Below are 13204 nucleotides of genomic sequence, written 5' to 3'. Positions count from 1 at the left end.
TCCTTATAGTACTTCTGGTGCTAATGATACGATCTTCATAAATTTTTCATTACGAAGTTCACGTGTCACAGGCCCGAAAATACGAGTACCAATTGGTTGTAAGTTAGCATTTAACATTACAGCCGCGTTTTCGTCAAAACGGATAGCAGAACCATCTGTACGACGAACACCTTTCTTAGTGCGCACCACTACCGCAGTGTGAACATCACCTTTTTTTACTTTACCGCGAGGACTTGCTTCCTTTACGGCAACTTTGATGATATCACCAATGCGTGCATAGCGACGGTGCGAGCCACCAAGAACCTTTATACATTGAACACGCTTAGCGCCACTGTTATCAGCAACATTCAGCTGTGATTGCATTTGGATCATTGATTTTGCTCCATTGTTATCTTTTTTCTAAACCTTGCTAAATGCAAGATAAACAATAAGATAATATAAAATTTAAGGCCGAAAATTGACCCGTCACTGCCTTTTGAAAGACCCCCGTCTTGTATAGAATTTAGGCATTAAAGCCATAACTCAAACTTAACGGGCGCGAGATTATAACACCACTTACTATAAAGTGATAGTTTAATTAGTTAAAAAATAAGCAGTGCTGTGGCTGGTAAGGTTTATAACACTAAGGGAGGTTAAATGGTCAGTGTGAAAGTGACCGGTCCATCATTTATTAAGGCTACTTTCATGTCGGCAGCAAACTCCCCAGTAGGAACATCAAAACCTTTATCTCTAAGTTGGGTAACAAAGAACTGATATAGATGATTACTAAACTCTGGCTTTGCTGCTGTAGTGAAACTTGGTCTCATGCCACTAGAGGTATCTGCCGCTAAGGTAAATTGGGATACCACTAAGATATTCCCCTCTGCTTGTTTAACATTAAGATTCATCTTGTCATTTTCATCATTAAAAACACGATAACCTGCAACCCGCTCAGCTAATCGTTTTGCCTTTTGCTCATTATCTAACGGTTCAATGGCAAGGAAAACTAATAAACCCTTTTCTATCTCCCCTATGATTTCACCATTAACTGTGACACTTGCCTGACTTACCCGTTGTATTAACGCTATCATGATATTTCCTCATCCTTTACTTGTGCTCTATCGCTTTCTTTTACTTTTTTCTCTTTTAATATTTCATATTCTTGTAAAGAAACAGTGATTAATGCCCCTGTTAGTACAATAATCCAAGAGACATAAACCCACAGGAATATAATAGGGATAGTAGCTAAAGCACCATAAATTACTTGGTAAGAAGGAAATGCAGTTATATACAAAGCAAACGCTTTTTTCGCCAATTCAAATAGAACACCCGCAACAATGGCACCCGATAAAGCAAATCTGAAAGGTACGGCTTTATTAGGTACCGCTATGTAGAGGATGATAAAGGCGATTATGGAAGAAAGCAGTGGTAACATGCGTAAAAACATATCAGACAGGCCTAATACATCGTATTCATCAACAGCGACAATTGAAACTAAGTAAGAGGATAACGCAATACTTGCGCCAACCAATATTGGACCTAAGGTTAATACCATCCAATACATAGCAAATGAGGTAATAGTGCGCCGCTTATCAGTGACCCGCCAAATTTTATTAAAAGTATTATCGATTGATGAAATCAATAATAGTGCCGCTAAAAACAAAAAAGAGATTGCGACAGCCGACATTTTTGAAGCATTTGCCACAAAGCCAGTTAAGTACTGTTGCACCACATCTCCAGCAGCAGGTACAAAATTTTGATAAACAAATTGTTCAATACTTTGTTGTAACTCAGCAAAAAGTGGAAATGCAGTCATTACCGATAACATGACAACAATTAGTGGAACCAATGACATTAAACAAACATAAGATAAATAACCGGCAACAACTTGTATCTGCTCACGTCGAACTCGGCGAGTAAAATAAAAAAGTAACTCTTTATTGTCATGCCAAAAACTAATTAGCTTTTTTTCGTTGAATAAACTCATATTTGTTAACAATTTACTGATTTGCCCTAAGTAGTATATATATTAAGATAGAGACAATTAATTAGCTAGCCTCACGCTAGTTTCACTATAGAATAATTTGGAGTGACTGATGGCGAGTCAAGGTTCTGCAGGTAATGTAATTTCTGCTATATGTAATGTTTTTTTCCCTGGATTAGGGCAACTAGTGCAAGGCAGGTTAATGGCTGCATTGATTTTTGCAATTGTATGTGTGGGTGGCTATGCACTTTGGTGGATGGTCATTCCAGCAATTATAGCTGGAGTATTTCATGTGTGGTCGATAATAGATGCGGCAACTTATAAAGATTACGGCTAGTAAGGATAAGCGCTAAGCTGCCCTTGCCCGCTTCAGATAAATAGCTATTCACTATCATCCAAAGTGAGGAGTATCAATAAAGTTAACTTGCTCACTTTCTTCCGCTCTATTTTCTTCACCGTAACAATTAATTTGAGCCAGTAAAGCTGAAAGCTGCTGCATTTGTTGAGGGCTAGCTTTACCTTGACTAAAAATATGGCTTAGCTCTTGGAGTTCTTTTAGCTGTGCTGGGGTCATAATACAATTCCTTTTGTGTGGACAGAGCAGTTTATAACTTACTGCTTGATACCTATAAGGGTAGTTATAAAATATATTATCTGCTGAGTTATTTCTAAAGTAGAAGTAACAAGATATTTATATATTGAAATATTATTCCCCTTTACTATGTATAAACAGTCACTTACTAGGAAATATTATCGCTATTGTTGATAAAACTGGCAGTAATTGCAGAGATATCTTACAAAGACAGTTAGTTATTTACCTAAGAAGTTCTGACATAAAAAAAGCGCCTATTACTTATGTAATAGGCGCTTTTTATTTAAAACTCACAAAAGTGAGTTAATAATTATTTAACACCGCGACCTTCACGTTTACGATCATTCTCTTTCAAGAATTTTTTACGTATACGAATGCTTTCTGGTGTAACTTCTACCAATTCATCGTTATCGATAAATTCTAATGCTTGCTCTAAAGACATAACAATAGGTGGCGTTAATGTTTGTGCTTCATCAGTACCTGATGAACGAACGTTAGTTAACTGCTTACCTTTAAGGGCATTTACTGTTAAATCGTTATCGCGGCTATGAATACCAATAACTTGACCTTCATAAATATCAACACCGTGTCCGATTAACATACGACCACGAGATTGTAAGTTAAAGATAGCGTTAGTTAATGCTTTACCTGTTGCATTACCGATCATTACACCATTTTTACGTTGGCCGATTTCGCCACCCTTGTGAGGTCCGTATTCAAAGAATGTATGATAAATCAAACCAGAGCCTGACGTTAATGTCATGAATTCAGTTTGGAAACCAATCAAACCACGACTTGGCATGATGAAATCCATACGAATACGGCCAGTACCATCTGGTGCCATATCTGTTAATTCAGCTTTACGAACACCCATCTTCTCCATGATAGGTCCTTGATGTTGTTCTTCAACATCAATCGTTACTGTTTCATATGGTTCTTGTAACTGACCATCAATTTCACGAATAATAACTTCTGGACGTGATACAGCTAATTCAAAACCTTCACGACGCATGTTTTCAATTAAAATGCCTAAGTGAAGTTCACCACGACCTGATACTTTAAATTTATCAGCATCTTCTAATTGCTCAACACGTAAAGCTACGTTATGAATCAATTCTTTGTCTAAACGATCTTTGATGTTACGTGAAGTAACGTACTTACCTTCTTTACCACAAAATGGTGAAGTGTTTACTTGGAACGTCATGTTGATAGTTGGTTCATCAACAGATAATGCAGGTAAACCTTCAACTTCTGTTGGACAACAAACAGTATCAGAAATCTTTAATTCGCCTAAACCAGTAATTGCAATAATATCACCGGCAAAACCTTCAGCGATATCAAGGCGCTCTAGTCCTAAATAACCAAATACTTTACCTACTTTAGCGTTATGAACGCCGCCGTTTGCTAATTGTATAGTTACTTGTTGGTTCGGCTTAACAGAACCACGAGTAATACGACCAACGCCAATTACACCTAAGTACGAGTTGTAATCAAGTTGAGAGATTTGCATTTGAAATGCACCCTCTGGATCAGCGATTGGCTGTGGAACTTCTTTAATAATAGTATCAAATAAAGGAGTCATGTCAGTGCCAGTAACGCCTTCTTCTAACGAAGCCCAACCATTGATTGCTGAAGCGTAAACAACTTTAAAGTCAAGCTGTTCATCTGTAGCGCCAAGGTTATCAAACAATTCAAAAACTTGGTCCATAACCCAATCAGGACGAGAACCAGGCTTATCAACTTTGTTAATAACAAGAATTGGTTTTAAACCTTGAGCAAACGCTTTTTTCGTTACGAAACGCGTTTGTGGCATAGGGCCTTCTTGTGCATCAACAATAAGTAAAACTGAATCTACCATTGACATTACACGCTCAACTTCACCACCAAAATCAGCATGGCCAGGAGTATCTACGATGTTTACACGGTAGCCATTCCAGTTAACAGCCGTATTTTTAGCTAAGATTGTGATACCACGTTCTTTTTCGATATCATTCGAATCCATCGTACGTTCTTCTAGACCGCCACGCGTATCTAGGGTACCAGACTGCTCTAATAATTTATCAACTAAAGTGGTTTTTCCGTGGTCAACGTGAGCAATAATTGCCACATTTCTTAATTTATCTAACACAGGCTTTACTCGCTGTTACTGTCGTTGACCGCTACTTTAAGCAGACAAACGAATTGGACTATAATTGGGCGCGCATTATACAGCTGTTTAGGCTAAAAAGAAATCAATAAAGCCATAAGCATTGTTATTAGTATCTCATACTACATTAGCTTTACATTTTACAATTAGTATTGGCGTCTCAGGAACTTAGTAAAAATAGGTGATACAGACACTTTTAACGTATCTATTACTACCAACAATTACTATTTATAAAAAGCGCCATAGTCTTACTTTTTTTGCGCTTAATATCGATTATCTTCTCTCAATTGCCATATTGTTAATTGAGGTTGAACGACCTCAAAGTGACGCGTATTGGTCTTAATTATTTGAGTGACTTCTTGCTCAATTACCAAGGTGAATTTTTTAGACAATAAAGCAGTTAATGCCTCAAAGCCGGTCAAGTTTTCACCATTGATTTTCTGTCCACCTAACCATTTAGTTTTATCTGTTACTTCTTCAGTAAATTGATAATCTGAAATAATAACCAATATACCCTGTGCATTAAGTCGTTGGTGAACGTGCGCTAAAAACAACGCGGGATCATAACTTTTCTCTAAAACATTTTGGGCAACAATGACATCATAGCCCGTAAATATGTTTTTTAAATTACCAATATCCCCTTGGCTAAAGTGAATTTTTTTTGATTCTTCCTGTAATTGGGTTGGTAAGCTAAACTCATGAAAATCAATCAGCTCACCTTCTCGATGCATTACATATCGTATCGATTCCCCTTGTTGGAGCTTTACACCGTATTGAATATATCTAGCAGAAAAATCAACCGCATCGATCGAAGCATAATACTTAGCCAAGATAAAACTTAAACCGCCAACATTACAGCCTAAATCTAGACATTTGGACATTGGTTTTACGTTATATTTATCAACTACTCTAATAATGGTGTCAGCGAGTTTTTCTAAGTAATTATTCGCTAGATGCGGTTCATTGATAGCTAGATTCAGATCTTTTCTAGCTTGTTGCTCTTTATTATATAACGAAGCACTCAATGAATTTAGCTGTTCAAAGTGATTATGAAGTTGCTGGCACACTTTAGTATCGGTTTCATAGTGATTATCAGCTAAATTCGGTACATTCTCATTTTTACTTACTACATACCTGAAGCCCGCATGCTGAAAAAAGTGCCGACGAAAAGCATAACGAGAATTTTGCATCGCCTCATTACCTGTCGAGATCCAAGACCCTCCTTTAATTAGGTTGTGTTTACCATCAAAGGTAGGCGTAGAGAAATCATCATATAAAGGATGAACTGAGAAACCATTGAAACCATCAATGGCTGATTCTGTCCATTGCCAGACATTACCGACAATGTCATAAAAATCACCTTGCGAGAATAAATTTATCGGGCAAGAAGAAGCAAAGTATTCACTATTAATATTACCTGGCGCTTTGTGCCATGACAGTAAATCACCTTCAACTTGCTCTCGTAAAGACAGCCATTCGGCTTCAGAAGGCAATCTGTAATGACCTTGTTTGCCTTCAATAGTTAATACTTTGTCACCTAAGCTATTTTTCCAATTACAAAAAGCTTTAGCTTCTAGATAGTTTACTTCTACTGGCCAATCAAGCGGCAAAGGCATTTCATTTAACAAGTTTCGCTGCCAATATTCACCCGATTTATTTAACCAAAATCGTGGCATCGTCGCTTCGCTATATGCCAACCACTTTTGTCCCTCTTGGGTCCATAAAAAATTATTTTGATAACCACCTGACTCGACAAAGCTCAAAAATTCTTCATTAGACACTAAGTATTTTGCAGCATGAAAATCATCTAAGGCTAAGGTTGCACATCCGTATTCGTTGTCCCAACCAAAGCTATCATCTGAAGTAGGCTTGCCAAAATCAATCACACTTCCCTTTACTGGCATCAATACATTATTTGGCGGACTATCGGTTTGCAAGCAAGTAGGCCAACATTCATTCGGTGTTAATGAAGCTAATGGCAACATCCGCATAATTACTGAAGATGTTTCAATGTGAATACGCTCATGTTCACAGCCCATTAAAATAATCCATGCTAATGAATTTTGCTTAATAGGTAATACTAGCGACATAGTATCAATGATATGATCTACTACATTGAAGACTTGTTGTCGGTACACTCTTACTTCATCGACTGCTGGCCAATCGTAATGTTCACTATTCAGATCATCCCAACTCATTTCATCTACACCAACGGCGCAAATTGCTTCGATTCGAGGGTTAATGCGCTCATCAATATATTTACCTAATATAAGTTTATTTATATAAAAACAGGCGGTATGTCCAAAGTAAAAAATCAATGGATGTCTCAACGGCTCTGGTCTCTGATAATACGCCTCATCATTATTGACCAATGAGAACAAAGAATCATAACGTTGCCACGTTGCTTTAAAATAGCGTTTTAATTCAGCACGTTTTCCATTTATGGAATCCCCGGTTAACGTTGGTGACTTGGGCTCGTTTACTTCGTTGTCTTTGTAAGTGTCCATAAAACGCCGCCTATAGTGTGTAATTAAAGTTAATAGGTAATGCTATTTTTTTAGCTTGATATTTAGCGAGAATTTGTTGCTTAATTAAATCACCTAAATAAGCAGGTTGGTGACTGTCATTGTTTATTGAAATCATAAACTGCTGTACCTTATTGATACGTTCACTAAACCAAGGACAACGAGTAAATAGTTCAATAGCACCAAGAGAGTCTTTAGCGCCACCGGCCGCTTTTTGGTATTGGTTATATAGTGACTTGGGTAATTCGATGGCTGGTATTGAAGAAGATAAATCAGATAGGCAACTTTCTTGCAGATATACCTCAAGGGCATCAACAACATTCATTAAAGAAAATAAAACATTAACATGGGGATTATAAGACGTACTTGAAGCGCCTAGCCGGTGTTCTATACGTGCTGTTTTTTGCCAATTTTGCTCGGTAACTAGTATTTTATTATGTTGATCAAATAATAAGGTCTCTTCACCCATTTGTTGATTATGCTTACCTAACTCTTTATACAGCGCAATACTACCTTGATGCCCACCGGAAATATCACAAGGAGAACAAAGCTCTTCTGCCAAGCCATAGTATGATTTTAATTTTAAACGTTCGAATGCTTCTTCTTCGGGCAAATATAAAAGACTACATGCTTTACTCGTTTGCAAAAAACATTGCTGTAAGTATTCACCAAAACCATCATGGGAAATAATATTAACTCCCTGCTCATTGATAACACTGACATTGATTTGAATTGCATTGGGTATATGAACAGCCCGAGTATCCGTGGTAAAAATATCGCGAGAGCCTAGCGCTAACTTTCCTTGATCACCCGACCAAACTACCGGTTGAATTAATGTTTCCGTAATGCCATGTTGAGCAAATATTATGGGAAGGTGATGTATAGCTCGAACTAAGTTATCAGCTTCTTTTAGCGGAGACTGACCATTAAATAAGGACACATATTCCCATTGGTTTTTCCAATATTCATTAACGACTTCACCATCAATATCCAACATAGATAAGCTGTGGTTGACTGCAGTAAGGTCAATATCATTAATATGGTCAGGGATTTTATAGCAACCTTCTAACTCAAAGTGAATTTGAGCTTTAAAGCCTAAGTGATTTAGGTAATCTTGGAGCAAGACCAGTGCTTTTTTTAACATCCTATTCGGTTACCTTAAGTGTTTACATTATTAATGTGCACCTAAATTAACTGTTAATTTAATGACCAATTTAACGGTTAAATATAGTGCCTAGCTCAACGCTAACTATCACTTACTGTTTACGGTAATTTAATCGATAAAGATCACATTTCACTTTCTTTATTTGCAATATAGTCACCGTACATTTGATCTATATATTTCAGCAGATGCAAAAATTAATAGGTGTAACCTACTAAAATAAACGCTAACGTTAAAAACATAGCACAATGAATCACTTTAACAATAAATTCTTATAATTCAACGGGACTATCACTTAATTACCCATATCAGTTCTCTATCAAGCATTATTAGACATAAAAAAAGCTTACTATTTACAAGTAAGCTTTTTAGTTATCAGTCTACTTTGACGTAATCATGTTTTAGTATTTGGCTGCTTGTCCTTTCGCCGGCAAACTTTTCTTAATAAACTCACGAATGTCTTGATTAGCATCTCGTAGGTCTTCATGACGTAAATACATCATATGACCACTCTCATACCCTTTAAATGACAACCTATCTTTCATCAAACCACTTGGATCTAATTGCCACATGGTATATTTAGCATCGAAATAATTTGTTGCACCATCAAAATACCCTGATTGAATCATCACTTGTAAATACGGGTTTTGTGCCATGGCAGAGCGAAGTCCCTCACCGGTTTTATTGCCAGTACGGTCCCACGGACGGACGTTGCCAAACATATTGTATTTAATATCTGTTTTATAATTTAATTCTTCACGTAAATAATAATTAATTGCTGGGGTAAAGCTGTGTAACCATGAGCTTAATTCAGCATTATAATCAGGACTAGAGCCAGCAACTTTTTTATCAATTCCCAAGTAGCGAGAATCTAAACGGCCAATAGTTTGCTTTCTATCTCGTAATAATTCTTTCCAGAAAAATGAATTATCGATATCTAAATTATTATTAATAACGGCTGTTACTGATAAACCGGCATAATTTGCAACTTGCTCAGCAATAACTTGCTTTTCTTGTGCGGTAATAAAGCCGCCTTTAGCCAAAGCTGGTAAATATTCACTAAGTGTAAAGGTTTCAACTTCTGCAAGTAGTTCTGCTAAAGGCTTTTGTTGAAGCGCAGGAGTTAAGGCTTTGTGGTACCAAGCGGCAGCAGTAAAGTAAGGCAGTCTATTTGCCGCTTTTACCGGTCCATCTCGTTTGATACCAATATCGGTTGGTGAAACTAAAATCACGCCATTAACATACATCCATTGACGTTCTTGTAGCTCTTTGGCCAAACCGGCAACACGTGTAGTGCCATAGCTTTCACCAATTAAATATTTAGGTGAGCGCCAGCGATTATTTCGCGTTACAAAGGTATTAAGCCACTCGGCTAAATAGTTAATATCAGCATTAACGCCAAAGAACATTTTTTTCTGCTGCTCTTTACTTGGCATTTCTCCGTCTTTACCAGCCAACACACGTGAGTAGCCCGTATTTACCGGGTTAACAAAAACAATATCCGCAACATCTAAAATTGAATAGGGATTAGTCTTTACGCCATAAGGCTGTAATGGATAACCTTCATCGTCCACATTGAGCACTCTGGGGCCAGTATAAGCCACATGCATCCAGACTGAAGCAGAGCCTGGCCCGCCATTAAAGGAAATTACCAATGGACGTTTAGCGCTATCTTTTACATCACTTCGTTGGTAGTAGGTATAAAACAAACTCGCGATTGGATTACCTTCTTCGTCCCAAACAGGCTGCGTTCCTGTAGTCGCAGTATATTTAAACTTCTGTCCATTGACCTTAGTGCTGTGCTTTGTGATGTTTTTCTCATCGATAGCCAGTTTGCGTTCATGTTTATTTTGCCGTTGCTCAGACTCTTGAGCAGCTAAAACAGGGCTGGATGATAAACTTAGCATCACCATAAAAGGGACGAGAAAGCTTAAGCCTTTCTGCCTATGTTGGAATATTTGAGCGGTTGAAGCAGAGATAATGAAATCCTCATCAGATTAAGTTGGCTGAAATTAACATTAGTTAATTATAGGGTGACGCAAAGTAACAGCTACTAAAGATAGGATAAAACGATTTTCGGTAAAGTGAAGATAAAATAGGATGAATAATACCAATTCCATTAAGTTTGTGATCTTGTTGTGCATAGGAAAAATAAATCAGGGCAAGGCGCTCGATTGAGCAATAGCTGGCTATTGGGATTGAGAGCAACGCCGCCTTGGAGTATTTTAACCAGCACAAGTGGGCAATAATTTAATGGGATTGGTATAATATAAATGCAAAAAAAAAGCCGCGACAGTGTCACGGCTTTTTGTCAGTCAACAAGACATATTTACATTATGCTTGAGCTTTTTTTTCTGTAATGAAGAAACTAGTGATGTAAGAAATCAAACCTAGAAGGAAGATAACACCAGAAATTTCACGTAACCAGTAGAAGATAGCAAGTTTATCTTGAGTTGCCATAAAGCTTAAAGCTTCACCAGACTCAGGTAAACGTTGTAACCATACTTGTAAGATACCAGCACCTGTTAAGAACAAGGTGATAAATACCATAGCCACTGTCATTAACCAGAAGCCCCACATTTCAACTACTTGCGCTTTGTTACAGTTAGCTTCACCAATACCACGTAACTTAGGCATAGCGTAAGAGATAATTGTCATAACAATCATTGCATATGCGCCGTAGAAAGCCATGTGACCGTGAGCTGCAGTAATTTGCGAACCATGCGTGTAGTAGTTTACAAATGATAATGTATGTAAGAAACCCCATACACCAGCACCTAAGAATGCCATTACCGCTGTACCTAATGCCCATAATGTAGCAGCTTTGTTAGGATGTTCACGACGACGACGGTTAACCATATTAAATGCATACAGTACCATAGCGAAGAAAGGTAGTGGTTCAAGAGCTGAGAAGATAGAACCAACCCACTGCCAATATTCAGGTGTCATTAACCAGTAGAAGTGATGACCAGTACCTAAGATACCTGAGATAAGTGCCATCGCAATGATTACGTATAACCATTTTTCAATTACTTCACGGTCAACACCAGTCACTTTGATTAATACATAAGCCAAGATTGCGCCCATGATTAATTCCCAAACACCTTCTACCCATAAATGAACTACAAACCACCAGAAGTATTTATCTAATGCTAAGTTAGTTGGGTTATAGAAAGCGAATAAGAAGAATACTGCTAAACCTATTAAACCAGTCATCATCACCATGTTAATGGCAGTTTTACGACCTTTTAAGATAGTCATACCTAAGTTGAATAAGAAACCTAAACAAACAATAACAATACCAAATTTAGTAATCGTTGGTTGTTCTAGGAATTCACGACCCATAGTTGGCCATAATTCATTAAAGGTAATATCAGCTAACGTTGAGTAAGGTACTAGTAAGTAGCCTAAAATAGTTAATACGCCAGCTGCAGCAAATACCCAAAACAATATAATTGCTAATTTAGGACTGTACAGCTCAGTTTCGGCTTCTTCGGGCACCAAATAATAAGCAGCCCCCATAAAACCAAAGAGTAACCAAACAATCAATAGGTTGGTATGCACCATACGAGCTACGTTAAATGGAATTATTCCACCTAAAAAGTCGCCAACTACATATTGCAAACCCATGATCAGACCGAATAATATTTGGCCTACAAACAAGATCATAGCAAAAATAAAATAAGGTTTTGCTACAGCTTGTGATTGATATTTTAAAGTATTCACGCCCTACCCCTCAATGTTTGGTGGCCAGTTATTGGCGTCTAGCTTTGATGTCCATATAAGGAACTCAGCTAAATCATCAATTTCTTGGTCATTTAAGTGGAAGTTAGGCATTTGACGACGACCTGGAATGTTTAATGGCTGAGCATTCATCCAACCATTTAAGAAAGCTTTAAAAGCTACTTCATTACCACCGCCGCGACGGTCATATACGTTCATTAGTTCTGGAGCAAAATATGCGCCTTCACCAATAAGTGTATGACAACCAATACAGTTGTTTTTTTCCCATAAGTGTTTACCGCGTTCAACCGCTTCGGTAATATTTTCTCGATTATCCCGTTTGGGCATCTCTTTTACTGTGTGAAAAGTCAAAGCTAAGAATATTAAGAAGAAGAATATACTTCCACCGTAATAAATATTCCTTGCCATGCCTTTAGTAAAGCTCTCTGACATGGTGTTTCCTTAATGAAATAGTTCATGCGTAAGTTTTATAAAGCAAGTAGATGATAGCGAGGAAGCTTAGTAAGCAACTTGATGGAAATCAAGTTTTCGAGGGGTTGTAATAAATAGTTACATAATTAGGAGTAATTTTGCGCTATATCAAAAAATTTGCTTTTTTATCACCTTATTTCTCAACAAAAAACAGCTATAACCTCAGTTAAATTAAGGTTATAGCTGTTAAATAGTCCACTTTATATCAACAACATTTTTAAGGTTATTGCTGAGATTTTTTAACGATAACCTTACCTTTCATCTTAGGATGAGGGCCACATTCATAGGCAAATGTACCTAACTGATCAAATTGTCGCTGATAGCTTTCATCAGGAAAAAAGTAATCTGGCTCTTCTTCACCAGAGCCTTTAAACCAAACATTGTGGTATTGACGTTTTTCAATGTTTTTCCAAATCACTCTATCGCCAGCTTCAATGGTTACTTCGCTGGGAATAAACTGCTTTTTATATATTTCAACAATGACATCTTTAGCTTGTACTTGGCTTGTACCTATAAACAGACTCATCGTCATAAAGAGCCATACTCTTTTATCTATCATCATTCATCCTTATTTAATGCATATTTAACCTAAGGGTACAGT

The 13204-nt window shown here is 37.3% G+C and carries 12 protein-coding genes; 1 reads left to right on the top strand and 11 read right to left on the bottom strand.

Annotated features, from left to right (window positions below):
• Window positions 1–3 precede the first annotated feature (3 nt).
• The 3 genes from rplN to CPS_RS02705 form a co-directional block, all read right to left on the bottom strand.
• Window positions 4–372 (bottom strand): 50S ribosomal protein L14, encoded by a 369-nt coding sequence (gene rplN, locus CPS_RS02715; RefSeq protein WP_011041461.1) that lies wholly within the window; start codon window positions 370–372, stop codon window positions 4–6.
• A gap of 260 nt (window positions 373–632) precedes the next feature.
• A complete protein-coding gene (gene dtd, locus CPS_RS02710) occupies window positions 633–1070 on the bottom strand; it encodes a D-aminoacyl-tRNA deacylase (protein ID WP_011041460.1) in 438 nt (145 codons plus the stop codon).
• Complete coding sequence (locus tag CPS_RS02705) at window positions 1067–1978, bottom strand: virulence factor BrkB family protein (protein WP_011041459.1); 912 nt, start codon at window positions 1976–1978, stop codon at window positions 1067–1069. The genes dtd and CPS_RS02705 overlap by 4 nt, the downstream gene beginning before the upstream one ends.
• Before the next feature lie 97 nt (window positions 1979–2075).
• Here CPS_RS02705 and CPS_RS02700 point away from each other — a divergent pair, with 97 nt between their 5' ends.
• The gene (locus CPS_RS02700; RefSeq protein ID WP_011041458.1) at window positions 2076–2300 is read left to right on the top strand and encodes a hypothetical protein; all 225 of its coding nucleotides are present in this window, start codon (window positions 2076–2078) and stop codon (window positions 2298–2300) included.
• Between the two features lie 54 nt (window positions 2301–2354).
• Here the strand turns inward: CPS_RS02700 and CPS_RS02695 are convergent, their stop codons facing one another.
• The 8 genes from CPS_RS02695 to CPS_RS02660 form a co-directional block, all read right to left on the bottom strand.
• Window positions 2355–2537, bottom strand: a complete 183-nt coding sequence (locus CPS_RS02695) for a hypothetical protein (protein ID WP_011041457.1) — start codon at window positions 2535–2537, stop codon at window positions 2355–2357.
• A gap of 328 nt (window positions 2538–2865) precedes the next feature.
• The gene (typA, locus tag CPS_RS02690; RefSeq protein ID WP_011041456.1) at window positions 2866–4683 is read right to left on the bottom strand and encodes a translational GTPase TypA; all 1818 of its coding nucleotides are present in this window, start codon (window positions 4681–4683) and stop codon (window positions 2866–2868) included.
• 281 nt (window positions 4684–4964) lie between these two features.
• Window positions 4965–7208 carry a 5-histidylcysteine sulfoxide synthase gene (gene ovoA, locus CPS_RS02685; RefSeq protein ID WP_011041455.1) on the bottom strand — a complete coding sequence of 748 codons (2244 nt, stop codon included), beginning with the start codon at window positions 7206–7208 and terminating at the stop codon, window positions 4965–4967.
• A gap of 10 nt (window positions 7209–7218) precedes the next feature.
• Entirely contained in the window at window positions 7219–8370 is a 1152-nt protein-coding gene (locus CPS_RS02680; protein ID WP_011041454.1) for a hypothetical protein, read from the bottom strand.
• A 419-nt stretch (window positions 8371–8789) separates the two neighbouring features.
• Window positions 8790–10301: a S10 family peptidase gene (locus CPS_RS02675; protein ID WP_011041453.1), complete on the bottom strand. Its 1512-nt coding sequence runs from the start codon at window positions 10299–10301 to the stop codon at window positions 8790–8792.
• A gap of 421 nt (window positions 10302–10722) precedes the next feature.
• Window positions 10723–12114, bottom strand: coding sequence for a cbb3-type cytochrome c oxidase subunit I (locus tag CPS_RS02670; protein ID WP_011041451.1), 1392 nt, complete (start codon window positions 12112–12114; stop codon window positions 10723–10725).
• 3 nt (window positions 12115–12117) lie between these two features.
• Window positions 12118–12564, bottom strand: a complete 447-nt coding sequence (locus CPS_RS02665) for a c-type cytochrome (protein ID WP_011041450.1) — start codon at window positions 12562–12564, stop codon at window positions 12118–12120.
• A 262-nt stretch (window positions 12565–12826) separates the two neighbouring features.
• Window positions 12827–13162 carry a cupredoxin domain-containing protein gene (locus CPS_RS02660; protein ID WP_011041449.1) on the bottom strand — a complete coding sequence of 112 codons (336 nt, stop codon included), beginning with the start codon at window positions 13160–13162 and terminating at the stop codon, window positions 12827–12829.
• Window positions 13163–13204: the final 42 nt, after the last annotated feature.

Origin of the sequence: Colwellia psychrerythraea 34H (assembly GCF_000012325.1) — a bacterium.
GTDB classification, from domain to species: Bacteria; Pseudomonadota; Gammaproteobacteria; order Enterobacterales; family Alteromonadaceae; genus Colwellia; species Colwellia psychrerythraea_A.
Note: the sequence above shows the minus strand (reverse complement) of the source record. Positions and strands in the feature narration are given on the sequence as shown.

Bases quoted from the DNA above. Each gene is read 5' to 3' on its own strand.
- rplN (WP_011041461.1), bottom strand. From the start codon at position 372: ATGATCCAAATGCAATCACAGCTGAATGTTGCTGATAACAGTGGCGCT.
- dtd (WP_011041460.1), bottom strand. From the start codon at position 1,070: ATGATAGCGTTAATACAACGGGTAAGTCAGGCAAGTGTCACAGTTAAT.
- CPS_RS02700 (WP_011041458.1), top strand. From the start codon at position 2,076: ATGGCGAGTCAAGGTTCTGCAGGTAATGTAATTTCTGCTATATGTAAT.
- CPS_RS02695 (WP_011041457.1), bottom strand. From the start codon at position 2,537: ATGACCCCAGCACAGCTAAAAGAACTCCAAGAGCTAAGCCATATTTTT.
- ovoA (WP_011041455.1), bottom strand. From the start codon at position 7,208: ATGGACACTTACAAAGACAACGAAGTAAACGAGCCCAAGTCACCAACG.
- CPS_RS02680 (WP_011041454.1), bottom strand. From the start codon at position 8,370: ATGTTAAAAAAAGCACTGGTCTTGCTCCAAGATTACCTAAATCACTTA.
- CPS_RS02675 (WP_011041453.1), bottom strand. From the start codon at position 10,301: ATGGTGATGCTAAGTTTATCATCCAGCCCTGTTTTAGCTGCTCAAGAG.
- CPS_RS02665 (WP_011041450.1), bottom strand. From the start codon at position 12,564: ATGTCAGAGAGCTTTACTAAAGGCATGGCAAGGAATATTTATTACGGT.
- CPS_RS02660 (WP_011041449.1), bottom strand. From the start codon at position 13,162: ATGATAGATAAAAGAGTATGGCTCTTTATGACGATGAGTCTGTTTATA.